This window comes from Streptomyces sp. CWNU-52B, from assembly GCF_047444975.1.
Taxonomy (GTDB): Bacteria; Actinomycetota; Actinomycetes; order Streptomycetales; family Streptomycetaceae; genus Streptomyces.
The window spans coordinates 30344-53750 of sequence record NZ_JBLFJV010000044.1; the positions used below are offsets into that span (position 1 = coordinate 30344).

General features: G+C 72.4%; 18 protein-coding genes. 6 read left to right on the forward strand and 12 right to left on the reverse strand.

The window, feature by feature from the left end; all coding sequences use genetic code 11:
- The first annotated feature begins 80 nt into the window (after nucleotides 1-80).
- On the forward strand, nucleotides 81-569 hold the full coding sequence (locus ACLVWQ_RS29800) for an N-acetyltransferase family protein (protein ID WP_414112318.1): 489 nt from the start codon (nucleotides 81-83) through the stop codon (nucleotides 567-569).
- Nucleotides 570-1088: 519 nt separating this feature from the next.
- Here ACLVWQ_RS29800 and ACLVWQ_RS29805 read toward each other — a convergent pair.
- Entirely contained in the window at nucleotides 1089-2273 is a 1185-nt protein-coding gene (locus tag ACLVWQ_RS29805) for a MarP family serine protease (protein ID WP_414112319.1), read from the reverse strand.
- Between the two features lie 188 nt (nucleotides 2274-2461).
- Between ACLVWQ_RS29805 and ACLVWQ_RS29810 the strand changes: the two genes are divergently transcribed.
- On the forward strand, nucleotides 2462-3307 hold the full coding sequence (locus tag ACLVWQ_RS29810) for a peptidoglycan recognition protein (protein WP_414112320.1): 846 nt from the start codon (nucleotides 2462-2464) through the stop codon (nucleotides 3305-3307).
- Between the two features lie 93 nt (nucleotides 3308-3400).
- The gene (locus tag ACLVWQ_RS29815; protein WP_414112321.1) at nucleotides 3401-3571 is read left to right on the forward strand and encodes a hypothetical protein; all 171 of its coding nucleotides are present in this window, start codon (nucleotides 3401-3403) and stop codon (nucleotides 3569-3571) included.
- A 47-nt stretch (nucleotides 3572-3618) separates the two neighbouring features.
- Here the strand turns inward: ACLVWQ_RS29815 and ACLVWQ_RS29820 are convergent, their stop codons facing one another.
- Nucleotides 3619-4137, reverse strand: a complete 519-nt coding sequence (locus ACLVWQ_RS29820; RefSeq protein WP_414112499.1) for a DUF4240 domain-containing protein — start codon at nucleotides 4135-4137, stop codon at nucleotides 3619-3621.
- 250 nt (nucleotides 4138-4387) lie between these two features.
- On the opposite strand from ACLVWQ_RS29820, the gene ACLVWQ_RS29825 reads away from it, so the two are divergent.
- Complete coding sequence (locus ACLVWQ_RS29825; RefSeq protein ID WP_414112500.1) at nucleotides 4388-5350, forward strand: SDR family oxidoreductase; 963 nt, start codon at nucleotides 4388-4390, stop codon at nucleotides 5348-5350.
- A gap of 40 nt (nucleotides 5351-5390) precedes the next feature.
- On the opposite strand, the gene ACLVWQ_RS29830 is transcribed toward ACLVWQ_RS29825, so the two are convergent.
- The 9 genes from ACLVWQ_RS29830 to cobT all read right to left on the reverse strand — a co-directional run bounded on the left by ACLVWQ_RS29830 (nucleotide 5391) and on the right by cobT (nucleotide 20283).
- Nucleotides 5391-6371: a helix-turn-helix transcriptional regulator gene (locus ACLVWQ_RS29830; RefSeq protein ID WP_414112322.1), complete on the reverse strand. Its 981-nt coding sequence runs from the start codon at nucleotides 6369-6371 to the stop codon at nucleotides 5391-5393.
- Between the two features lie 310 nt (nucleotides 6372-6681).
- Nucleotides 6682-9384, reverse strand: a complete 2703-nt coding sequence (gene aceE, locus ACLVWQ_RS29835; RefSeq protein ID WP_414112323.1) for a pyruvate dehydrogenase (acetyl-transferring), homodimeric type — start codon at nucleotides 9382-9384, stop codon at nucleotides 6682-6684.
- Between the two features lie 273 nt (nucleotides 9385-9657).
- Nucleotides 9658-10296, reverse strand: coding sequence for a GntR family transcriptional regulator (locus ACLVWQ_RS29840; RefSeq protein ID WP_414112324.1), 639 nt, complete (start codon nucleotides 10294-10296; stop codon nucleotides 9658-9660).
- A 465-nt stretch (nucleotides 10297-10761) separates the two neighbouring features.
- Nucleotides 10762-12597 carry a 2-oxoglutarate dehydrogenase, E2 component, dihydrolipoamide succinyltransferase gene (gene sucB, locus ACLVWQ_RS29845; protein WP_414112325.1) on the reverse strand — a complete coding sequence of 612 codons (1836 nt, stop codon included), beginning with the start codon at nucleotides 12595-12597 and terminating at the stop codon, nucleotides 10762-10764.
- Between the two features lie 54 nt (nucleotides 12598-12651).
- Entirely contained in the window at nucleotides 12652-14040 is a 1389-nt protein-coding gene (lpdA, locus tag ACLVWQ_RS29850) for a dihydrolipoyl dehydrogenase (protein ID WP_414112326.1), read from the reverse strand.
- 262 nt (nucleotides 14041-14302) lie between these two features.
- Nucleotides 14303-15844: a leucyl aminopeptidase gene (locus ACLVWQ_RS29855; protein ID WP_414112327.1), complete on the reverse strand. Its 1542-nt coding sequence runs from the start codon at nucleotides 15842-15844 to the stop codon at nucleotides 14303-14305.
- A 229-nt stretch (nucleotides 15845-16073) separates the two neighbouring features.
- Nucleotides 16074-16952, reverse strand: a complete 879-nt coding sequence (locus ACLVWQ_RS29860; protein WP_414112328.1) for an adenosylcobinamide-GDP ribazoletransferase — start codon at nucleotides 16950-16952, stop codon at nucleotides 16074-16076.
- A complete protein-coding gene (locus tag ACLVWQ_RS29865) occupies nucleotides 16924-18783 on the reverse strand; it encodes a phosphatidylglycerol lysyltransferase domain-containing protein (protein WP_414112329.1) in 1860 nt (619 codons plus the stop codon). Before ACLVWQ_RS29865 ends, ACLVWQ_RS29860 begins: the two co-directional genes overlap by 29 nt.
- A 408-nt stretch (nucleotides 18784-19191) precedes the next feature.
- On the reverse strand, nucleotides 19192-20283 hold the full coding sequence (cobT, locus tag ACLVWQ_RS29870; RefSeq protein WP_414112330.1) for a nicotinate-nucleotide--dimethylbenzimidazole phosphoribosyltransferase: 1092 nt from the start codon (nucleotides 20281-20283) through the stop codon (nucleotides 19192-19194).
- Between the two features lie 222 nt (nucleotides 20284-20505).
- On the opposite strand from cobT, the gene ACLVWQ_RS29875 reads away from it, so the two are divergent.
- Nucleotides 20506-21651 carry a class I SAM-dependent methyltransferase gene (locus ACLVWQ_RS29875; protein ID WP_414112331.1) on the forward strand — a complete coding sequence of 382 codons (1146 nt, stop codon included), beginning with the start codon at nucleotides 20506-20508 and terminating at the stop codon, nucleotides 21649-21651.
- A 57-nt stretch (nucleotides 21652-21708) separates the two neighbouring features.
- Here the strand turns inward: ACLVWQ_RS29875 and ACLVWQ_RS29880 are convergent, their stop codons facing one another.
- Nucleotides 21709-22917: a bifunctional adenosylcobinamide kinase/adenosylcobinamide-phosphate guanylyltransferase gene (locus ACLVWQ_RS29880; protein ID WP_414112332.1), complete on the reverse strand. Its 1209-nt coding sequence runs from the start codon at nucleotides 22915-22917 to the stop codon at nucleotides 21709-21711.
- Between the two features lie 250 nt (nucleotides 22918-23167).
- Here ACLVWQ_RS29880 and ACLVWQ_RS29885 point away from each other — a divergent pair, with 250 nt between their 5' ends.
- Nucleotides 23168-23380 (forward strand): hypothetical protein, encoded by a 213-nt coding sequence (locus ACLVWQ_RS29885; RefSeq protein WP_414112333.1) that lies wholly within the window; start codon nucleotides 23168-23170, stop codon nucleotides 23378-23380.
- Nucleotides 23381-23407: the final 27 nt, after the last annotated feature.

Genomic DNA, 23407 nt, shown 5'->3' on the forward strand with positions numbered 1-23407 from the left:
CCCCCATCCTGCGCTGCCGTCCCCAGGAGCACCACGTCGAGGGGCCCACGGCGGGTGGGGCCGGCTCTAGAGTGACAACCATGCCCAAGCCGTACATACGCACCGCGGTGCCCGACGACGAAGAGGTGCTGGGCCGTCTCGACCGCGCGGTCTGGTCCCATCGGCACGCGGTCAACCCCCGGGACCGGCCGCCGTACGAGCCGTTCTTCACCGAGCGCTTCGGACCCCGTGACCACCAGGTCGCCGAACTGGGCGAGCGGGTCGTCGGCTATGTGCGGCTCGGATCCCCCACCTCGCTCGCGTCCAACGCGCACGTACGGCAGATCCTGGGCCTCGCCGTCGCCGAGGACGCGCGTGGCGTCGGGGTGGGCCGGGCGCTGATCGGAGCCGCCGTCGCGCAGGCCCGCCGGCAGGGCGCGCGCCGGATCACGTTGCACGTCCTCGGCCACAACACGCCCGCCCGCAGGCTGTACGAGTCGGAGGGCTTCGTGGTCGAGGGGATCCAGCCGGGGGAATTCCATCTGGACGGGGAGTACGTGGACGACGTACTCATGGGCCGAAGAATCTGACAACTCGGTCACGTGCGGGGTTCTGCCGGGCGCCGACCCGGTCCCGCCGTGCGCCGGTCCCGCCACGCACTGGCCCTGCCACGCATCGGCTCCCGCCGCACGTGGGTCCCGGCACGCAGGTTCTGCCGCGCGTCGGCTCGTTACGTGCCGGCCCTGCCACGCCCGCCCCGCCGCGTGCCGACTCGGTCACGTGCGGGTTCTGCCACCCATCGGTCCCGTCACGCCGGTGCTGCCGCGTCGGCTCCTGCCGCGCGTCGGTCCCGACATGCGAGCCTCGCCGCGCGTCGGTCTCGTCACGCGTCGGCCCTGCCGCGCGCCGGCCCAACTCGTGCCCCGGACCCGGGCCCGTACCTGCGGCCTCGGTCCTGGCTCCGGTCCTGGCCCGGGTCCTGGTCCTGGCTCCGGTCCTGGCCTCGGCCTCGGCCCCAGGTCCTGGCCTCGGCCTCCGGCTCCGGCCCCCGGTCCGGCCCCGGCCCCCTGGCCTGCCTGGGTCCCGGCCCGGCCCCGGCCCACCCCGCCTCAGGAAGTGACAAGGTCCCCCGTGTCCACCGGCGCCGTGGCCCGCGCCGCGCGTGCCGCGTCGGACGCGACCTCGTCGGCCGTCAGTACGTATCCCGTCTCCGCGTCGCTCGTCGAGCGGGCGAAGACGACGCCGAAGACCTTGCCGTCGGTGGTCAGCAGGGGGCCGCCCGAGTTGCCGGGGCGGACCGTGGAGCGGATCGAGAAGATCTCGCGGGTGACCAGGTCGGACCCGTAGATGTTCCGGCCCTTGGCGTTGATCTTGTTCGCGACCGTGGCCGCCTGGAGGTCGAGGCCGCCGTCCTGCGGGTAACCCGCGACCACGGCCGCGTCGCCGCGGGTCGCGCCGGTGTCGAAGGAGAGCACGGGGGCCTTGAGTCCCGGCACGTCGAGCACGGCCACGTCCTTCTGCGGGTCGAAGAGGACGACCTTCGCCTCGTACGCCCGGCCCGTGCCGCCCACCCGCACGGTCGGGTCGTCGATGCCCGCCACCACATGCGCGTTGGTCATCACACGCTCCGTCGCGTACACGAACCCGCTGCCCTCGCGCCCCTGGGTGCCGACGGCGCCCTCGACCTTCACCGTGGAGCGCTGCGACGCCCGCGTGGCGGCCGCGGTGACGCTGTCCCCGGAGGGTTCGGCGACACTGGCCGTCGGCTCGTTCTCGAAGGGGTTGAAGACCTGCGGGAAGCCCGCCTCGGTGAGCGCCGAGGTGGCCCGCGAGAACCACGCCGGGGTCGTCTCCGGCATCGCGTCCTGCACCGCGCCGAGCAGCGCGGAGCCACGGATGGACGAGGTGACGACGGGCGACGCGGACGCGCCGAGCACGCTCGCGGCCACCCACGCCACGAGCAGCACGGAGACCGTGTTCGCCGCGGCCCCGCCCACCCCGTCGACCACCCGCAACGGCCCCTGGTCCAGCTCGCGGCGCAGCTTCAGCGCCAGCCGCCCCGCCAGCTCGTGGCCCACCGCGGCGGGCAGCAGCACCGTGAGCACCGCCGTGACCGTGGCGGCCGTGGTCCCCGCCTCCACCAGGTCCATCACCCAGGGCAGCACCCATACGCCGATGACGGCACCGCCCACGAAGCCGGCCAGCGAGACACAGCCGGCGACCAGTCCGCGCCGGTAGCCGGACGCCGCGTAGGCGAGGATGACCAGCAGCAGCACGATGTCGAGCAGGTCCACGGAGCTCCCTTTCTCTTGGGCCCCTTAGTACGCGCCGGGCGGGCCCAGTGATCAGGTACGCGCGCGTGGAAGCCGGGCGGTCGCACACGCGCGTGGACCTGTAAAAACGTCCCGGACCGGGGCATTGGTTCCACCGGGTGGCACACCACACGTCGCGGCCGCCCTGAGTGTCCCGGAGAGTGGGTCCCATGTGCGCTCACCGGACCCCGCCGCCCCACCCCGCCCGGGGCGGCTCGCGGGGCCTGCCGGGCGGAGCGCGTCCGTCGTCGCGCACGGCCCGCATACCCCGCCCCGTACGGGTCGTGCTCGGCTGCCTGCCCGGTCTCGCCGCCGTCGCCGCGCTGGTGCTCTGCGCCGTGGGCGTCGACCGGACGCCGGGCGACGCCGAACACCCCGTCGCGGCCCGTGCCGCCGTCGGGCACAAGGCCCCGAAGCCCCCCGTGGTGCCGCGGGAACGCTGGCTGGGCGACGCCGCCGCCAGCCAGCCGCCCACCCGGTACGCCGACCGCGTGTCGGCCGTCTTCGTGCACCACACCGACTCGCCGAACGGCTACGACTGCGCCGACGTCCCGCACATCATCCAGTACCTGTACACGGGCCAGGCCGGGGTCCGGCACTGGGACGACATCGGCTACAACTTCCTCGTCGACCGCTGCGGCACCATCTACGAAGGCCGGGCGGGCGGCGCCGACCGGCCCGTGGTCGGCGCCCACACCCAGGGCTTCAACGTGGGGACGACGGGCATCGCCGCGATCGGCACCTTCACCGCGGGCGTGCCGGTCCCCAAGGCCATGACCGACTCCATCGCGGCCGTCGCCGCCTGGAAACTGGGGCTCACGGGCATCGACCCGCGCGCCCCCGTACGCCTCGTCTCCACCAACAGCCTCAGCAAGTACCCGGCGGGCACCCGGGCCACCTTCACGGCGGTCTCCGGCCACAGCGACGGCTACTGGACGGTGTGCCCGGGGGCCGCGCTCATGGCCAGGCTCCCCGAGATCAGACAGCACGCGGCCCGCCTCCAGGGCAGACGTTGACGCGTCCCACAGGTACGCCACAGCGGGCTCACGGATCACCCCGAGCCACGCCTTCTACCGTCGGGCCAGGCACCGACCGGAGGCGGGGACACCATGAACAGTCGCAGGAACACGAACGGTCGTACGCGTACGTCCCGGTGGGCGCGGGCCGCGCGCAGCCCCTGGACGGTCGCCTGTGCGGTGGCAGCGGTCGTGGTGGGTCCCTCGGCCGCCACCGCGTCCGCGCTGGACCGGGCGAACGCGGCGCCGCCACTCACTCGGTAGACGGTAGACGGTAGACGTTAGACGGTAGACGGCGGCCGGCCGCCGGATCAGTCCGCGAACCGGTCCCACAGCCGCGGGAAGCGCTCCGCGAGCAGCGACTGGTTCTCCAGGTCGAGCGAGGTGCCCAGCGGCTCGGGCGGCGCGGCCGGGATACCCAGGTCGGGGGCGACCGTACCGGTGAGCTGCTCGTACGCCTCGTCCGCCGCGTAGCCCAGTTCCTCGCCGTCCCCGTCGACCTCGTCGTCGAAGTCGGTGAGCAGGTCGGCCAGTTTGTCGGGGTCGTGCACACCGCCCTCGTACGTCTCCCGGCCCTGGCCGATCAGCCAGCAGCGGAAGAAGTCGAAGGCGTCGTCGCTGGCCCCGTCGAGCAGGATCCAGGCGGCGCCCCACAGGTCCCAGGTGTACGCGCGGTTGTAGCGGGCCTCGAAGTGGCGGGCGAAGTCGAGGACCATCTCGGGGTCCAGCAGGACCAGCCGTTCGACGAGCAGGTCGGCCTGCTCCTCGGGGTCGCCCTCGGCGGCCTCGCGGGTCGCGTCCACCAGCTCCCAGAACTCCGTCTCGTCCATCACGGGACAAGCATCGGGCCTGTACCCGGCCCGCGCACCCGGGGACAGGCGGATCGTTATGACGAACATGCCTGCGGAAAACCCGACAGCAGGTGTCCGCATTCGGCGCGATGCTCGGCGTATGGAGAAAACGAGGCAGGCGGCGACACGGGCGGCAGCGGTGACAGGGGTGGCGACAGAGGCGGCAGAAGCGGTGCCCGAGGTGACGTCAGTGACGTCGGAGGCGACGTCGGAGGCGACGTCGGAGGTGGTGGCGAAGGCGGTCGCCCAAGGAGCGGCGGGGCGGCTCGACGGAAGGATCGCCCTGGTCGCGGGCGCCACCCGGGGCGCCGGACGGGCGATGGCGGTGGAGCTGGGGCGCGCGGGAGCCACGGTGTACGTGACGGGACGCACGACCCGTGAGCGCGTCAGCGAGGTCGGCCGGACCAGCGAGACGATCGAGGAGACGGCCGAACTGGTCGACGCGGCGGCGGGCGCCGTCGGCCGGGGCATCGCCGTACCGACGGACCACCTCGAACCGGAGCAGGTGCGCGCGCTCGTGGCGCGTATCGACCGGGAGCAGGGCCGACTCGACCTCCTCGTCAACGACCTCTGGGGCGGTGACGTCCACCTGGACTTCACGGCTGACAAGCAGCCCGACCTGTGGGACATGGACCTCGACAAGGGGCTGCGGATCATGCGCCTGGGCATCGAGTCGCACCTCGTCACCAGTCACTGCGCGCTGCCGCTCCTGGTCCGCAATCCCGGGGGGCTGCTCGTCGAGGTCACCGACGGCACCGAGGAGTACAACCGGCGCTACCGCAAACCGCTGTTCTACGACCTCGCCAAGGCGGCCCCGATCAGGATGGCGTACGGCCTCGGGGAGGAGCTGAAGGAGCACGGCTGTACGGCGGTCTGCGTCACCCCGGGGTGGCTGCGCTCCGAGGCCATGCTGGACACGGCCTTCAAGGTCACCGAGGAGAACTGGCGGGACGCCTGCGCGTACGTGCCGCACTTCGCGATCTCGGAGACGCCCACCTATGTCGGGCGGGCCCTGGTCGCGCTCGCCGCCGACCCCGGCAGGGCGCGCTGGAACGGACAGTCGCTGTCCAGCGGCGGCCTCGCCCAGGAGTACGGCTTCACGGACGTCGACGGCTCGGCGCCGGACGCGTGGCGCTATCTGACCGAGGTGGAGGCGCAGGGCAGGCCGGCGGACGTGACCGGCTACCGGTAGCCGCCGACCCGGTCTGCCGGGCCGGCCCGCGGGGCAGTGGTCAGTCCTCGGTGTCGTAATAGGCCGCTGTCCTGGCGGCCGCATCAGAGAAACGTTTCCTCAGTTCGGCCGGCGCCAGCACCTCCGCCTCGGGGCCGAGGGAGAGGAACTGGCCGTACGCGACGTCGTACGACTCGACCGGCAGCGTGAGCGTGACCCGGCCCTCGTCGTCGGGCGGGCCCGCCTCGGCCAGGGCCTCCTGGGCCGAGAGCGGGTCGACGGTGTGTTTCAGGCGCCGCGCGCCCGCCTCGGTGAGCCGCACCACGATCGTCGCCCGCAGGAGCGAGCGGGCGAACAGCGCGGCCTGCTCCGCCCAGAAACCCGGCAGGTCGAACGACTCGTCGCGGGCGAAGCGCTCGGTGCCGGGCTCGACCGACGTGAACCGGTCGATGCGGTAGACACGGAAGGAGCCGGGCTCGGTGACCCGGGCGCACACGTACCAGACACCCGCCTTGAGGACGAGCCCGTACGGTTCGAGGTCCCGCTCGACGTCGGCTTCGTCACGCCGGTAGCGCGCGGTGACCCGGCGGTCGTCCCAGACCGCTTCCGCGACGGCCGGCAACAGCGGGGGCGCCTTCGGCTCGGCGAACCACGCGGGGGCGTCCAGGTGGAAGCGCTGTGCGGCGGTGCGGGAGGCGTCCTTGAGGGAGGGGAGCAACGCGGCGGACACCTTCAGCCGGGCGGCGGAGGCGGCGTCCTCCAGGCCCATCTCGCGCAGGGCGCCGGGGACGCCGGACAGGAACAGGGCCTCGGCCTCGCCGCGGGCCAGGCCGGTCAGGCGCGTACGGTAGCCGCCGACCAGGCGGTAGCCGCCGGTGCGGCCCCGGTCCGCGTACACCGGGACGCCCGCCTCGGAGAGGGCTCCGGCGTCGCGGGTGATCGTCCGCTCGGAGACCTCCAGCTCCCGCGCCAACTCGGCGGCGGTCATGGAGGACCGGGCCTGCAGGAGCAACACCATCTTGATGAGCCGGGCAGCACGCATAGGCCCCATGATGCCGGTGGCTCCGCCGGGTGGGCAGGCGGGGTGGGTGTGGGTGTGGGTGGGTTGTCGGGTGCGGCGGCGTTGTGGTTGCTCGCGCCGTTCCCCGCGCCCCTGGGGGGGGGTGGGGCTGGGAGTGTGGTGTTGGGTGCGGCGGCGTCGTGGTTGCTCGCGCCGTTCCCCGCGCCCCTAAAGGCAAACGCGCCGTTCCCCGCGCCCCTTAAAGGCGAAAGCGCCGTTCCCCGCGCCCCTTAGAGGCGAAAGCGGGGGCGCGGGGAACTGTGCGGTCAGTCGCAACGGTGCTGCACGGGAGCTACAGGCCGTAGCGCTCGCGGGCTTCCTTCACTGCTGTTGCCTTGACGTCGCCGCGGCGGGCGAGTTGTGCCAGTGCCGCCACGACGATCGACTGCGCGTCGACACCGAAGTGCCGCCGAGCCGCCGCGCGCGTGTCGGACAGGCCGAACCCGTCCGTGCCGAGCGACGAGTAGTCCTGCTCGACCCACTGCGCGATCTGGTCGGGCACCTGCCGCATGTAGTCGGTGACCGCGAGGACGGGCCCCTCGGCCCCCTGCAGCGCCTGCCGCACGTACGGCACCCGGTCCTCGCCGCGCAGCAGCGCCGCGTCGGACTCCAGCGCGTCGCGCCGCAGCTCCGTCCAGGACGTGGCCGACCAGACGTCCGCGGCCACCCCCCACTCCTCCGCGAGCAGCCGCTGCGCCTCCAGGGCCCAGTGGATCGCCGTACCGGAGCCGAGGAGCTGGATGCGCGCGGCGTTGGCGACCGGCGAGAGGCCCGCCGACTCCGCCGTGTTGAAGCGGTAGAGGCCCTTGACGATGCCCTCGTCGACACCGGAGGACGACGGCTTCGCCGGCTGCGGGATCGGCTCGTTGTAGACGGTGAGGTAGTAGAAGACGTTCTGGTCCTCGCCGGGCGCCGCCTCGCCGTACATCCGGCGCAGCCCGTCCTTGACGATCGTCGCGACCTCGTACGCGAACGCCGGGTCGTACGACAGCGCCGCCGGGTTCGTCGCCGCGATGACCGGCGAGTGCCCGTCCGCGTGCTGCAGGCCCTCGCCCGTCAGCGTCGTACGGCCCGCCGTGGCGCCGACCAGGAAGCCGCGGCCCAGCTGGTCGCCGAGCTGCCACATCTGGTCGGCCGTGCGCTGCCAGCCGAACATCGAGTAGAAGATGTAGAACGGGATCATCGTCTCGCCGTGCGTGCTGTACGCGGTGGACGCGGCGATGAAGTCAGCCATCGAGCCAGCCTCGGTGATCCCCTCGTTGAGGATCTGGCCGTCCTTGGCCTCCTTGTAGTACATCAGCTGGTCACGGTCGACCGGCTCGTACGTCTGCCCCTTGGGCGAGTAGATCCCCAGGGACGGGAAGAGGCTCTCCATACCGAAGGTGCGCGCCTCGTCGGGGACGATCGGCACCCAGCGCTTGCCGGACGTCTTGTCGCGGACCAGGTCCTTGACCAGGCGTACGAACGCCATGGTCGTCGCGACGTTCTGTGAACCGGAGCCCTTGTCGAAGGCGGCGAACGCCTTGTCGGCGGGGGCGGGGAGGGGCGCGACCGGGTGCGTACGGCGGGCCGGGGCCGGGCCGCCGAGGGCCGCGCGGCGCTCCTGGAGGTAACGGACCTCGGGGGAGTCGGCACCCGGGTGGCCGTACGGTACGACCCCGTCGACGAAGTCGCTGTCCTTGATGGGCAGTTCGAGCAGATCACGCATCTGCTTGAACTCGTCCGTCGACAGCTTCTTCATCTGGTGGTTGGCGTTCTTCGACGCGAAGCCCTCGCCGAGGGTGTGCCCCTTGACCGTCTGGGCCAGGATGACCGTCGGAGCGCCCTTGTGCTCGACGGCGGCCTTGTACGCGGCGTACACCTTGCGCGCCTCGTGACCACCGCGGGAGAGGTGGAAACACTCCAGGATCTTGTCGTCGCTCAGCAGCTTCGCCAGCTCGACGAGCGCGGGGTCCGCGCCGAAGAAGTCCTGGCGGATGTAGGCGGCGTCACGGGTCTGGTACGTCTGCACCTGCGCGTCCGGGACCTCACGGAGGCGGCGGACGAGGGCGCCGGTGGTGTCGAGCCGGAACAGCTCGTCCCAGGCGTTGCCCCACAGGGACTTGATGACGTTCCAGCCGGCGCCGCGGAACTGGGCCTCCAGCTCCTGCACGATCTTGAAGTTCGCGCGGACCGGGCCGTCGAGGCGCTGCAGGTTGCAGTTGATGACGAAGGTGAGGTTGTCCAGGCCCTCGCGGCTCGCGAGTGCGAGTGCCGCCGTCGACTCGGGCTCGTCCATCTCGCCGTCACCGAGGAACGCCCACACGTGGGACGCCGAGACGTCCTTGACGCCGCGGCTGGTGAGGTAGCGGTTGAAACGCGCCTGGTAGATCGCGGAGAGCGGGCCGAGGCCCATCGACACCGTCGGGAACTCCCACAGCCAGGGCAGGCGCCGCGGGTGCGGGTACGACGGGAGGCCGTTGCCGCCCGCCTCCTGGCGGAAGTTGTCGAGGTGCGCCTCGTCGAGGCGGCCGTCGAGGAAGGCGCGGGCGTAGATGCCGGGGGAGGCGTGGCCCTGGATGTAGAGCTGGTCGCCCGAGCCGTCGGCCTCCTTGCCCTTGAAGAAGTGGTTGAAGCCCGTCTCGTAGAGCCAGGCCGCGGAGGCGAAGGTGGCGATGTGGCCGCCGACGCCGTGCTTGGCGCCGCGGGTCACCATGGCGGCCGCGTTCCAGCGGTTCCAGCCGGTGATGCGGCGCTCCATCTCCTCGTCGCCGTCCACTGCGGGCTCGGCGGCGGTCGGGATGGTGTTGATGTAGTCGGTCTCGAGGAGCTGGGGCAGCGCGAGTCCGTTGCCCTCGGCGCGCTCCAGTGTGCGGCGCATCAGATACGCGGCACGGTGCGGCCCGGCCGCCTGGGTGACGGCGTCGAGGGAGGCCTGCCATTCGGCGGTCTCCTCGGGGTCGCGGTCCGGGAGCTGGTCGAGCTCGCTCGGCTGGATTGCGGTGGGGTCGGTCATAGCGCCGCCTTCCGGATGCGGAGGGGGTTCCCTCGTCGGCAAGGGGTGTCTCGGGAGGTTGCCCTTGGTCTTTGGCAGGACAGGGCGGCGGACTCTGGTGGGAGTCCGCCATGACTGTAACTCGCTGATCGATGATCGATCAAAGGGTTGAAAGGCAAAACCTCTTGATCACGAGAAAGTAGGCACTGGGTGCCCCGGCCTCAGGCACGCCGTGCCTTGTTTTCGCAGGTGAGGCGCTAGAGGAGCGAAGTGCGGCGACAGGGGGACGGACCGTCAAGCGGGTTCGTTGCCGGTCCGCGGGGCGCATCCCAGTACATGCGCCTTCACCAGTTCCGCGATCAGCGGGTCCCGGAGCCGGAACGCCTCCACCAGGGCCTCGTGCTCCTCGGCGTACGACTGCTGGACCGTGCCGAGCCAGCGGATCGACAGGGCGGTGAAGACCTCGATGCCCAGGCCTTCCCAGGTGTGCAGCAGCACGGAGTTGCCCGCGGCGCGTACCAGTTCGCGGTGGAAGGCCACGGTGTGACGGACCTGGCCGGTGCCGTCGGCCCGGCGGTCGGCCTCGTACAGGGCGGCGACGTGGGGCTCCAGGGCGGAGCAGTCGGCGGCGAGCCGCTCGGCGGCCAGCTCGGCCGCGATGGCCTCCAGGCCGGCCCGGACGGGGTAGCTCTCCTCCAGGTCGGCGGCGGTCAGGTTGCGTACGCGTACGCCCTTGTTGGGGGCCGACTCGATCAGCCGCAGGGACTCCAGCTCGCGCAGGGCCTCCCGTACGGGGGTCTGGCTGACCTCCAGCTCGGTGGCGATCCGCCGCTCCACGATCCGCTCGCCCGGCTTCCAGCGGCCGCTGACGATCCCCTCCACGATGTGCTCGCGGATCTGTTCGCGGAGCGAGTGGACGACGGGCGCGGTCATGGGAGGCTCCTTCGTTTTGACCTTTAGACAATAAGGCCGCGGGTCCCTCCGGGAAGGGTCCGTGGGGCTGCTTTGACCCAGGTGAGATGAGCCGCACACGCGGCTCCACCGGGTTCGCCGCGAACCACGGTCCCCCACCACCTGCAGCCAAGCACTGGCTGACCGCGCAGTTCGGCGCGCTCAGCCCAGACCGCCGGCCACACGACGCACGGGGCGCGAGGAACGGCGCGCTCAGCCCAGGCCGTCGGCCACCCGACACACGACGCCAGCCCCCACCCACCGAAGGGGCGCGGGGAACTGCGCGACCGGCCCCCACCGGCCCGCAGGTGATGCGGACACGACCACCCCGTCCCCGCCAGCCGCCGGCACAGGCACAGGCACAGGCACAGGTGGCGAACGACAAAGCGCCCCCGCCCGGAAACCGGGCGAGGGCACCTCGTCGTGTGCGATACGGCGCAGGAAGGACTACAGCCCGAGCTCCACCTCGAACTCGCCGGCCTCCAGAATCGCCTTGACCGCCGTCAGGTACCGCGCGGCATCCGCCCCGTCCACCAGCCGGTGGTCGTAGGACAGCGTCAGGTACGTCATGTCCCGGACGCCGATGACCGTACCCTCGTCCGTCTCGATGACCGCCGGACGCTTCACCGTCGCGCCGATGCCCAGGATCGCGACCTGGTTCGGCGGCACGATGATCGTGTCGAAGAGCGCACCACGCGAACCGGTGTTGCTGATCGTGAACGTCGCACCGGACAGCTCGTCCGGAGTGATCTTGTTCGCCCGGACCTTGCCCGCCAGCTCGGCCGTGGCCTTGGCGATACCGGCGATGTTGAGATCACCCGCGTGCTTGATGACCGGAGTCATCAGGCCCTTCTCGGAGTCCACCGCGATACCGATGTTCTCGGTGTCGAAGTAGGTGATCGTGCCCTCGTCGACGTTGATCCGGGCGTTGACGGCCGGGTGGGCCTTCAGCGCCTGGGCCGCCGCCTTCACGAAGAACGGCATCGGGGAGAGCTTGACGCCCTCGCGGCTCGCGAAGGAGTCCTTCGCCTGCGCGCGGAGCTTCATCAGCCGGGTGATGTCGACCTCGACGACCGAGGACAGCTGGGCCTGCTCGTGCAGCGCCTTCACCATGTTGTCGCCGATGACCTTGCGGATGCGAGGCATCTTGACGGTCTGCCCGCGGAGGGGCGAGACCTCCAGCGTCGGCGTCTTCTTGCCGGCGCTCGGCGCGGTGGCGGCAGCAGCGGCCGGAGCCGGTGCGGCAGCGGCGGCCTTCGCGGCCTCGGCGGCGGCGAGCACGTCCTGCTTGCGGATACGGCCACCCACGCCGGTGCCCTTGACGGTGGACAGGTCGACGCTGTTCTCGGCGGCGAGCTTGCGCACCAGCGGGGTCACGTACGCGCCGTCGTCACCGGAGGCCGCGGCGGGAGCCGGAGCCTGGGCCGGGGCGACAGGAGCGGGCGCAGGCGCAGGCGCGGCCGGAGCCGGCGCGGGGGCCGGAGCGGCCTGCTGCGGAGCCGGAGTCGGAGCCGGAGCGGCAGGTGCGGCCGGGGCCGGCGGGGCCGCGGGAGCAGCCGGTGCCGGAGTCGGAGCCGGTGCCGGAGCAGCGGCGGCGGGCGCCGGTGCCGGAGCAGCCGGAGCGGGCGCCGCGGCCGGAGCCGCACCGGCAGCACCGATGACGGCCAGCTTGGCGCCGACCTCCGCGGTCTCGTCCTCGCCGACCACGATCTCCAGCAGCACACCGGCGGCAGGAGAGGGGATCTCGGTGTCGACCTTGTCCGTGGAGACCTCGAGCAGGGGCTCGTCCTCCGCGACCTCCTCGCCGACCTCCTTCAGCCACCGGGTGACGGTGCCCTCGGTGACGGACTCGCCGAGCGCGGGCAGGACGACGTCCGTGCCCTCGGCGCTGCCGCCGCCCGAGGCGGCCTCGGCGGTCGGGGCCGGCGCCGGAGCGGCGGCCTCGGTGGACGGGGTGGCCTGCGGGGCGGGCTCGGGCTCGGCGGCCGGGGCCGGGGCCGGAGCCTCGGCGGCCGCGGGGGCCGGCTCGGCGGCGGGCGCGCCCGAGCCGTCGTCGATGACGGCCAGCTCGGCGCCGACCTCGACCGTCTCGTCCTCGGCGACCTTGATGGAGGCGAGCACACCGGCGGCAGGCGAGGGGATCTCGGTGTCGACCTTGTCGGTCGACACCTCGAGCAGCGGCTCGTCGGCCTCGACGCGCTCGCCCTCGGCCTTCAGCCAGCGAGTGACAGTGCCCTCGGTGACGCTCTCGCCGAGCGCCGGAAGGGTTACGGAAACCGCCATGGTTTCGGTTGCTCCTTACGAATTGCGGAAGTCTGTGTCGTCGCGCCCGAGGGCTCAGTCGTGCGAGTGGAGCGGCTTGCCGGCCAGGGCGAGGTGGGCCTCGCCGAGTGCCTCGCTCTGCGTCGGGTGAGCGTGGATGAGCTGCGCCACCTCGGCGGGCAGCGCCTCCCAGTTGTAGATCAGCTGGGCTTCGCCCACCTGCTCGCCCATGCGGTCGCCGACCATGTGGACGCCGACCACGGCACCGTCCTTGACCTGGACGAGCTTGATCTCGCCCGCGGTCTTGAGGATCTTGCTCTTGCCGTTGCCCGCGAGGTTGTACTTCAGAGCGACGACCTTGTCCGCACCGTAGATCTCCTTGGCCTTGGCCTCGGTGATACCGACGGAGGCGACCTCGGGGTGGCAGTACGTCACCCGGGGCACGCCGTCGTAGTCGATCGGGACGGTCTTGAGACCGGCCAGACGCTCCGCGACCAGGATGCCCTCGGCGAAGCCGACGTGCGCGAGCTGGAGCGTCGGGACGAGGTCGCCCACGGCCGAGACGGTCGGCACGTTGGTGCGCATGTACTCGTCGACCAGGACGTACCCGCGGTCCGTCGCGACGCCCTGCTCCTCGTAACCGAGACCGGCGGAGACCGGGCCGCGGCCGATGGCGACCAGGAGGATCTCGGCCTCGAAGGTCTTGCCGTCGGCGAGGGTCACGCGGACGCCGTCCTGCGTGTACTCGGCCTTGTCGAAGAACGTGCCGAGGTTGAACTTGATGCCGCGCTTGCGGAACGCGCGCTCAAGAAGCTTGGAGCTGTTCTCGTCCTCGACCGGCACGAGGTGCTTGAGGCCCTCGACGACCGTGACGTCGGTGCCGAACGACTTCCACGCGGAGGCGAACTCGACGCCGATGACGCCGCCGCCGAGGACCACCGCGGACTTCGGGACGCGGTCCAGCGTCAGCGCGTGGTCCGAGGAGATGATGCGGTCGCCGTCGATGTCCAGGCCCGGCAGCGACTTCGGCACGGAGCCGGTCGCCAGGAGCACGTGACGGCCCTCGACGCGCCGTCCGCCGACGTCCACGGAGGTGGGGGACGACAGCCGGCCCTCACCCTCGATGTACGTCACCTTGCGGGAGGCCACGAGGCCCTGCAGGCCCTTGTAGAGGCCGCTGATCACGTCGTCCTTGTACTTGTGGACGGCGTTGATGTCGATGCCCTGGAACGTCGTCAGGACACCGAACTGGTCCGCCTCGCGTGCCTGGTCGGCGATCTCGCCGGCATGCAGCAGGGCCTTGGTGGGAATGCAGCCGTTGTGCAGGCAGGTGCCGCCGAGCTTGTTCTTCTCGATCAGGGCGACGTCCAGGCCCAACTGCGCTCCGCGCAGGGCCGCGGCGTAGCCGCCGCTACCACCGCCGAGGATCACTAGGTCGAAAACGGTGCTGGCGTCGTTCGCCACGTCACGTCCTCCATGCATGTGCGCCGGCGCCGGTCTCCAGTGACCGGGCGGCGGCTGGTGTGGCCGCTCTTTCTTCGGCCCTGTGGTGGGCCCTGTCCTGCCGAGGACCCATCTTCGCACTTGTCGGCGGCACGCGGGACGCCGGGCCGGGCTGTGAGACGTCTGATCGATCACATGGCGGCCCCGCGCCGCGGCCCCCACCGGCCCGGACCCGCCGTACGACGGGTCCGGGCCGGTGGCTTCGGTGGCTGTGGGGCGGGCGTCAGCCCAGATCTCCGGCGGCGGTCAGCTCGGCCAGCCGGACCAGGGTCCGTACGGCCGACCCGGTCCCGCCCTTGGGCGTGTACCCGAACGGCCCCTGCTCGTTGAACGCGGGCCCGGCGATGTCGAGGTGCGCCCAGGTGATGCCCTCGCCCACGAACTCCTTCAGGAACAGCCCGGCCACGAGACCGCCGCCGTAACGCTCACCCATGTTGGCGATGTCGGCGGTGGGGGAGTCCATCCCCTTCTTCAGGTGGTCCGGGAGCGGCATGGGCCAGGCCGGCTCGCCGACCTCCTCGGCCGCCTCGTGCACCGCGGTGCGGAACGCGTCGTCGTTCGCCATGATCCCGAACGTGCGGTTGCCGAGCGCCAGCATCATCGCGCCGGTCAGGGTCGCCACGTCGACGATCGCGTCGGGCTTGTCCTCGGACGCCTTGGCGAGCGCGTCGGCGAGGACGAGCCGGCCCTCGGCGTCGGTGTTGAGGACCTCGACGGTCTTGCCGCTGTACATGCGCAGCACGTCGCCCGGACGGGTGGCGGAGCCGGACGGCATGTTCTCGGCCAGCGCGAGCCAGCCGGTGACGTTGACGTCCAGGCCGAGGCGCGCGGCGGAGACCACGGCCGCGAAGACCGCCGCCGCACCGCTCATGTCGCACTTCATCGTCTCGTTGTGCCCGGCGGGCTTGAGAGAGATGCCGCCCGAGTCGTAGGTGATGCCCTTGCCGACGAAGGCGAGGTGCTTCTTCGCCTTGGAGGAGGTGTACGAGAGCTTCACCAGGCGGGGCGTGGACGCGGAGCCGGCGCCGACGCCGAGGATGCCGCCGTACCCGCCCTTCTCCAGCGCCTTCTCGTCGAGCACCTGCACCTTGATGCCGTGCTCCTTGGCCGCGGCCTGCGCGACGGCCGCGAAGGCCTCCGGGTTCAGGTCGTTCGGCGGGGTGTTGACGAGGTCACGGGCGCGGTTCAGCTCCTCGGACACGGCCGTGGCGCGCTCGACGGCCGCCTTGAACGCCTTGTCACGGGGCTTGCCGCCGAGCAGCGCGGCCTCGACGAGCGGGGCCTTGCCGTTCTTGGCGCCGTTCCCGTCCTTGACGCTTTCCTTGTACGTGTCGAAGGAGTACGCGCCGAGCAGCACGCCCTCGCCGACGGCGCCCGCGTCCGCGGCGTCCGTGATCGGCAGGGCGAACGCGGCCTTCTTGGTGCCCGCCAGGGCACGGGCGGCGACGCCCGCGGCGCGGCGCAGCGTCTCCGCGGAGAAGGAGGCGTCCTTCTCGGGGAGGGCCCCGAGGCCGACCGCAAGCACGAGCGGAGCCTTGAAGCCGGACGGCGCCGGCAGCTTCGTCACCTCGCCCTCGCCGCCCGAGGCGCCGAGGGTCTCCAGAACGCCGGCGAGCCTGCCGTCGTACGCCTTGTCCACGTCCTCGGCGCCCGGGGCGACGACGAGGTCTCCGGACTTGCTTCCGGTGGTCTTGGCGACACCGACGACGATCGCGTCGGTGCGCAGACCGGGCGCCGCGGCGGTGCTGAGAGTGAGAGCAGTCACGGTGGTGAAATCTCGCTTCCATTGAGTTGCTGTGGCCGTCGGGGGTGAGGGCGGCCCGGGGCGTTCTGAGTCCCGACCACGAGCCTACGCGCGAGGCCGCGCGCCCGGTGCGGGTAGGTGACCTCAGGGGCGCGGGGAACTGCGCGGTCTTTTGGCGGGGGTCTGGGGGCGCAGCCCCCAGGGACGGGACGGGTAGGGGCGGCGGGGGCGAGGAACCCTTGCCCCTTGCCTACGCGAAGAGGCAGAACACCACCAGCGCCACCGTCACCGCGGTCTCTTCGAGCGCGCCGAACACATCCCCCGTCACACCCCCGAACCGCCGAGCGCAGTGCCGCGACAACCCCTCCGCCCCGCCACACGCCAACACCACGGCCAAACCCGAGCCAAGCACCCCGTACCCCCCGAGGCCCACCCCCGCACCGGCAGCCAGAACAGTCACCCCGACCCCCACGAGCAACGCCCCCCGCCCAGGAACCGTCCCCGCGACCACCGCCCCCAACCCCTCCGGCCGAGCCGCCGGCACGCCCACCCGGGCGGCCAGGGTGAGGACGAGCCGACCGGCGGCCCCCGCCACGACGGCCGCGAGGGCACCCCGGGTCCAGGAGTCCCCGTACGCCTGGGAGAGCGCCGCCACCTGGGCGAGAAGGACGAACAGCAGCGTGACGACCCCGAACGGACCGATGTCCGACTGCTTCATGACCCGCAGCGCGTCCACCGCGGGCTTCCCGCTGCCGAGCCCGTCGGCGGTGTCGGCGAGCCCGTCGAGATGGAGACCGCGGGTGAGGACGGCGGGCACGGCGACCGTCGCGACGGCGGCGAGCAGCGGCCCCGCCCCGAGCACGAGCAGGAACAGCCCGGCCGCGGCGGCCAGGACACCCACCGCCAGCCCGGCCACGGGCGCGCTCAGCATCCCGGCGCGCGCGGCCCCCCGGTCCCACCGGCGAACGGCGACGGGGAACACGGTGAGCGTGCCGAAGGCGAACCGAAGCCCGTCCCCCCAGGAAGCCTCGGCGCTGTCGGGCGTGTCGGGCGATCCAGGAACCTCTGGCGTCTCTGGCGTCTCTGGCGTCTCAGGTGTGTCAGGCGTCTCGGGCGGGGGCTTGGGCATCGGCGCAGGCTACCCGGCGACCGGGGAGCCGCCCACGAGCCCCCCGCGCGACCGGCCGGCCGTGCGCCTGCAACTGCTTGCGGTGCAGCCACTTCGGCAGACCGGGCGCCTCCAGGAAACCCTCGGCGTGCCCGGCGGCGAGCCCGATGCGTGGCAGGTCGCGGCTCTTCTCGAAGAGCAGGAACCGCGGTTCCCAGATGGGCCGGTACTTGGCGTTGGCGCGGTACAGCGACTCGATCTGCCACCACCGCGAGAAGAAGCTGAGCAGCGAACGCCACAGCCGCAGCACCGGCCCCGCACCGAGCCGCGCGCCGCGTTCGAAGACGGACCGGAACATGGCGAAGTTGAGCGAGACCTGGGTGATCCCGAGTTCGGGGGCCCGCTGGAGGAGTTCGATGACCATGAACTCCATGAGCCCGTTCTCGGAGTCCCGGTCCCGCCGCATGAGGTCGAGGGAGAGCCCGCGGGGCCCCCAGGGCACGAAGGACAACACGGCAGCCAACTCGCCCCGGCCCGCGCTCTCCTCGCCCCCGGTACCGCCGTCCCGGCACTCCAGCATCACGCACCGCCCGTCCCCCGGGTCCCCGAGCCGGCCCAGCGCCATGCTGAAGCCCCGCTCGGTCGCCCCGTCCCGCCAGTCGTCGGCGCGGGCGAGGAGGTACGCCATCTCGTCGGCCGGGATGTCCTCGTGGCGCCGGACGCGCACCTGGTAGCCGGCTCGCTGTACGCGGTTGTGGGCCTGGCGGACGGTCCGCATGGCGCGCCCGTCGAGGGTGAACTCGGCGGTCTCGACGACGGCCTCGTCACCGAGCTCCAGCGCGTCCAGGCCGTGCCGGGCGTAGACGGTGCCGGCCTCCTCGCTCGCGCCCATCACGGCCGGGATCCACCCGTGTGTACGCGCCTCGCGGAGCCAGGGTTCGATGGCGCCGGGCCAGGCCTCGGGGTCGCCGATGGGGTCGCCGGAGGCCAGCGAGACGCCGCCCACGACCCGGTAGACGACGGCGGCCTTGCCGGTCGGCGACCACACCACGCTCTTCTCGCGGCGCAGCGCGAAGTAGCCGAGGGAGTCGCGGTCGCCCTGCCGGTCGAGCAGCGCCCGCAGCCGTCGCTCGTCGTCGGCGGTGAGCGGGTCGACGACGCGGCGGGAGCGGAAGGCCGCGTACAGGACGGCGAGGACGAGCAGGGTGCTCAGTACGTTGATGGCGACGTTCACCCAGTTGGGGGTGGTGATCCCGGGGAAGCGGGAGTCGTCCGCGGCGACGGAGACAAGCCGCAGGGTGCCGTAGCGCCAGCGGTCGGTGAAGGTCGAGAGGTGCGCGTCGGGGGAGCGGTTCGTGACGGTCACCAGGAGCGTGGCCAGCAGGGAGCAGACCACGCTGCCGCCGGCGGCCACGAGGGCGGCGAGCCTGGGGTTGGAGCGGTCGCCCTTGGCGTAGAACTCGCGACGGCCGACGAGGAGGGAGGCGGTGAAGGCGGCGGTCAGGACGAGGGAGAGCCAGTTCTGCGGGTGGCGGCGGATCTCCGGGAAGAACATGGCGAAGGCGAGCAGGGGGAGGAAGGCTCCGCAGAGGACGAGGTTGAGGATCCAGGCGGCTCGTTTGCGCCGGCGCATGGTGATCGCCAGGAACATGGTGAACACGCCTGACGCGAAGCCGGCGGTCAGCAGGTACGGGGTGAAGTAGTTCTCCGTGTTGTGGCGGCGCACGTCCTGGCCGAGGGAGAGCCAGACCCCGCTGAGGAAGTTGAGGAACGCGACGACACGGAGATACCAGACGGCGAGGCTCGCGGCTGCCGCCGGCTTCGGGGCGACGGTAACTCGGACGTTTCCCATGACCGCGCATGATATGCACCCACTTCACCCAAAACGCCCTACAACGGGAACGGCCCCCCGGTGGGGCCCGTTCGCGCAGTTCCCCGCGCCCCCAAAAAAAACACGCCGCCAGCTCACCCGAAGGGCCGCGGGGAACGGCGCGCTCAGCCCGGGCCGGTGGTCACGCAACACACGACGCCAGCCCCCACTCACCTGAAGGGGCGCGGGGAACGGCGCGCTCAGCCCAGGCCGACGGTCACCCGACACCCGACGCCGGCCCCCGCCCACCCGAAGGGGCGCGGGGAACGGCGCGCTCAGCCCAGGCCGGTGGTCACGCAACACACGACGCCAGCCCCCACCCACCCCAGGGGCGCGGGGAACTGCGCGACCAGCCCCCACCCACCCGCACCCGAAAACCCGCCCCAGGCCCTATTCGGCTTCCGAGGCGTCCAGGGCCGCCAGGCCCTCGGACACCGAGGAAGCCTCCGGCAGCTCCGCTGCCAACGCCGCCGCCGCCTCCACCAACGGCAACGCAAGCAACGCCCCCGCCCCCTCCCCGACCGTCACCCCATGAGCCAGCAACGGCTCCAGCGCCATCCGGTCGAACGCCTTCGCCTGCGCCGGCTCCCCACTGCTCTGCCCGGCCAGCCACCAGTCCGGCGCCCGGAAAGCCACCCGCTGCCCCACCAGCGCACAGGCCGCCGAAACAACCCCGTCGAGAATCACCGGCGTCTTGCGCACCGCACTCTGCAACAGAAACCCGGTGATCGCGGCGAGGTCGGCCCCGCCCACCGTCGCGAGCAACTGCAACTGGTCCCCGAGCACCGGCCGAGCCCGCCGCAGCGCGTCACGGACCGCCGCACACTTCCGCATCCAGGCGAGGTCGTCGATCGCCTCCCCGCCACGCCCGGTCACCACCGACGCGTCGGTCCCGCACAGCGCCGCGACCAGCACGGCCGCCGCCGTCGTCCCGCCGACACTCACATCCCCGAGCACGACGAGATCGGTCCCGGCGTCCGCCTCCTCGTCCGCGACAGCGACCCCCGCGCGGAAGGCGGCCTCCGCCTCCTCAAGCGACAGCGCGTCCTCCACGTCGATCCGCCCGGACCCGCGCCGCACCCGATGCCGTACGACCTCGTCGGGCAGCCCCTCGGGCTCGCAGTCGAGCGCCATGTCGACCACCCGGACGGGCACCCCGAGGCGCCGGGCCAGTACGGACACGGGGCTCGCGCCGGAGAGCACCGAGCGCACCAGTTCGTCCGCGCTCCCGGCGGCCCGCGCCGACACCCCGAGCCCGGCGACCCCGTGATCGCCCGCGAACAGCACCACGCGCGGATGCTCGATCGCCCGCACGGGCACGGCCCCCTGCGCCGCGGCCAGCCACTCGCCGAGTTCGTCGAGGCGCCCCAGTGACCCGGGCGGCACGACCTGGCGTTCCCGGCGCGCCTCGGCGTCACGGCGTACGCCACCGTCCGGGCGCTCGATCAGATCGGTGAAGTCGTCGAGATTAAGCGAGCTCATTCGCCGAACAGTACCGGCAGTGATCGGACCGGGATCCTGACGGGCGGTCAGTGAGCGGTCAGTGGGTGGCCAGTGGGCGGTGCCGGGTCGTTGCTTCGAAGATCGCGATCCCATACGTTCCGGTTTGCAGTGGATTGTCATACCGGTTTGTATCAGCTGACAACAGCTCATATCAGCCTCTACAGGGTCTTACCCCGTCGGACCGGCAGGAGCAGACAGACCATGCCCCCCACACCCCCCACACCTCCCCTGCGGGGGAGCGTCGCCCAGCGCCGCGCCGCGTACCTGGGCGAACTCGCCAAGGGCACCGCCCACTTCCACGAACCGCGCCGAGCCGACTGCCCCTGGTGCGGCTCGGCGCGGCTGCGTACCCGGCTGCGCACCCCGGACCTGCTCCAGCACAAGCCCGGCACCTTCGTCGTCGACGAGTGCGAGGACTGCGCCCACGCCTTCCAGAACCCCCGCCTCACCACGGAGGGCCTCGCCTTCTACTACCGGGACTTCCACGAGGCACAGGCGGGCCAGGGCGGCCAGGGAGAGCAGGGAGACCAGGGCGGCCAAGGAGATCAGGGAAGCTTCGCCGAGCGGACCCTGCGCTCCCGTCTCGGGCGGCGCCGCCACGAGGCCGCGGCCCGCGCCATGCTCCCGTTCCCGGAACCCGAGAGCTGGCTGGACGTCGGCACCGGCCACGGACACTTCCCGGCGGCGGCCAAGGAACTGTTCACGTACACGTCCTTCGACGGGCTCGACCCGACCTCGCGCGTCGAGAAGGCCCGGCTCGCGGGCCGGATCGAGGAGGCGCACCGGGGCAGGCTGCCCGACCTGGTGGAGCGGCTGCGCGCCCGCTACGACGTGGTCAGCATGTTCCACCACCTGGAGCACAGCCCCGACCCGCGCGCGGAACTGCGCGCCGCGCTCGCCGTACTGCGCCCCGGCGGGCATCTGCTCGTCGAGGTCCCGGACCCCGACTGCGCGTTCGGCGCGCTCCTCGGCAAGTGGTGGGTGTCGTACTGCCAGCCGCAGCACCTCCATCTCATGCCGCTGCGCAACCTGCTCGACGAACTCGACGAACTGGGCTGCTCGGTCGTCTCCACCGACCGCCGCGAACCGCACGTCCCGTACGACCTGACCGGCGCCCTGGCCCTGGCGATCGGCAGCCGGCTGCCGGGCGGGGACGAGCCCTGGCGGCCCACCGCGCCGACCGACCTCCAGCGCACCCTGCGTACGGCCCTCACCCGGGCCACCGCCCCGCTGCTCGCCTCCGCCTTCGTACTGGACCACGCCCTGGCCCCGCTCCTGCGCCGCACCCGCTTCTCGAACGCGTACCGGATCATCGCCCGCAAGAACCCCCGCGCGCAGGCCCTCTAGCCCGCCGTCCTGCTAGCACGCCGTCCCTCTGGCCGGCCGTGGCTCGGACGCCGTGGCTCAGACCTTGAGGGTGAGCGCCTGGCCCGCCACCACCAGCAGCACGTGCTCGCACTCGGTCGCGAACGCGGCGTTGAGACGGCCCAGTTCGTCGCGGTAGCGGCGGCCCGAGGGGGTGGCGGGGACGATGCCGGAGCCGACCTCGTTGGAGACGGCGACCACCGTGCGGCGGGACTCGCGGACGGCGGCCGTCAGCTCCTCGACGCGCGCCCGCAGCGCGCGCTCGCCGCCGCAGGCCCACTCGTCGTCGTCCCACGCGTGCACGGAGTCCATCGCGTCCGTCAGCCACAGGGACAGACAGTCGATGAGTACCGGCGCCCCGTCCTCCTTCAGGACCGGTACGAGATCGCAGGTCTCGGAGGTACGCCAGGAGCCGGGCCGCCGTTCACGGTGCGCGCGCACCCGGGCCGCCCACTCCCCGTCCCCGTTGCGCGCGCCGCCCGTCGCCACGTAGAGCACGTCGGGGAAGGCTTCGAGGCGGCGCTCCGCCTCCACCGACTTCCCGGACCGCGCCCCGCCGAGCACCAGCGTCCGGCGCGGTACGTCGGGCACGTCCTCGTACACCCCCACGGTCAGCGTCCTGCCGTCCGGCACCGCCCGCGCCCCCGCGGCGGCCAGGCGCCGCCGCAGCTCACGGCCCGGCGGCACGTCGTGGTCGAGGTGCACCGCGATCACGTCGGTGGCAGGCCCGACCGCACCCGCGAGCCGCAGCCGGGCCAGCGCGTCCGGCCGCCCCACGACGTCGACGAGCACCATGTCGTACGTCCCGGCCGTGTCGGCGGTCTCGTCCAGACCGGCGGGGGCCGCGCCCGGCGGCAGATAGAGCAGCCGCTGCCCGTCCGGGCCCGTGACCGCGTACCCGGTCCCCGGCGCGTCCATCGACAGGGCCCGTACCCGGTGCCCCGTCAGCAGCGTCAGCTCCCGTCCGTCCGGTACCCGCCCCGGCTGCGGCAGTCCCGCGGGCACCTCCACGGCGGGCCCGTCGTGCGGATGCGACAGCAGCACCTGGCGCACCCCGCTCAGCGAATGCCCGGCCCGCGCCGCCGCGAAGGCCGCGCCGGGGGTCAGGTCGAGCAACAACGTCCCGTCCACCAGCAGAGCGGTGGCCGCACGGGCGTCCACACCGAGTGCCACCGCACAGGCGGCGCACGAACAATCGGGCCTGGGCAGTCCCAGAGGGCCGCCGGTACCGAGCAGAGTCACTTCCACGGGGTCGATTTTTCCGTGTCGGCGCGGCTCGTGCCCGCCAGGGGGTGCACAAGGGTGCGCCACTTCAGGGGCGCGGCGGACCGCGTGTCCTGCCACCGCACACTCGGCACCGGCACCCCACAGTTCTCGACCTGCGCTTTTGTACACCGGACAACCGGGGGAGCGCCTAGGCTGACGCCAGGAGCCCGATCTTGCTCGGTACCTGCGCGGTACTGGCGCGGTACTTGCTCGGTACTTTTGGGAGGCTGACATGGCGGCATGGACGTGGCGGTTCGAGAAGGCCGACGGGACGGAGGTCCAGCCCGCGGTCCAGCCCGAGGAGTTCACCACTCAGGGCGACGCGGAGTCCTGGCTCGGCGAGAACTGGAAGGAACTGGCCGAAGGGGGCGCGGACCAGGTCCGCATCTTCGAGGACGCCTCGGAGGTCTACGGCCCGATGGGCCTGAACGCCGAGGCACCCTAGGCCGGCGGCTCCGGCGATCACCGATCA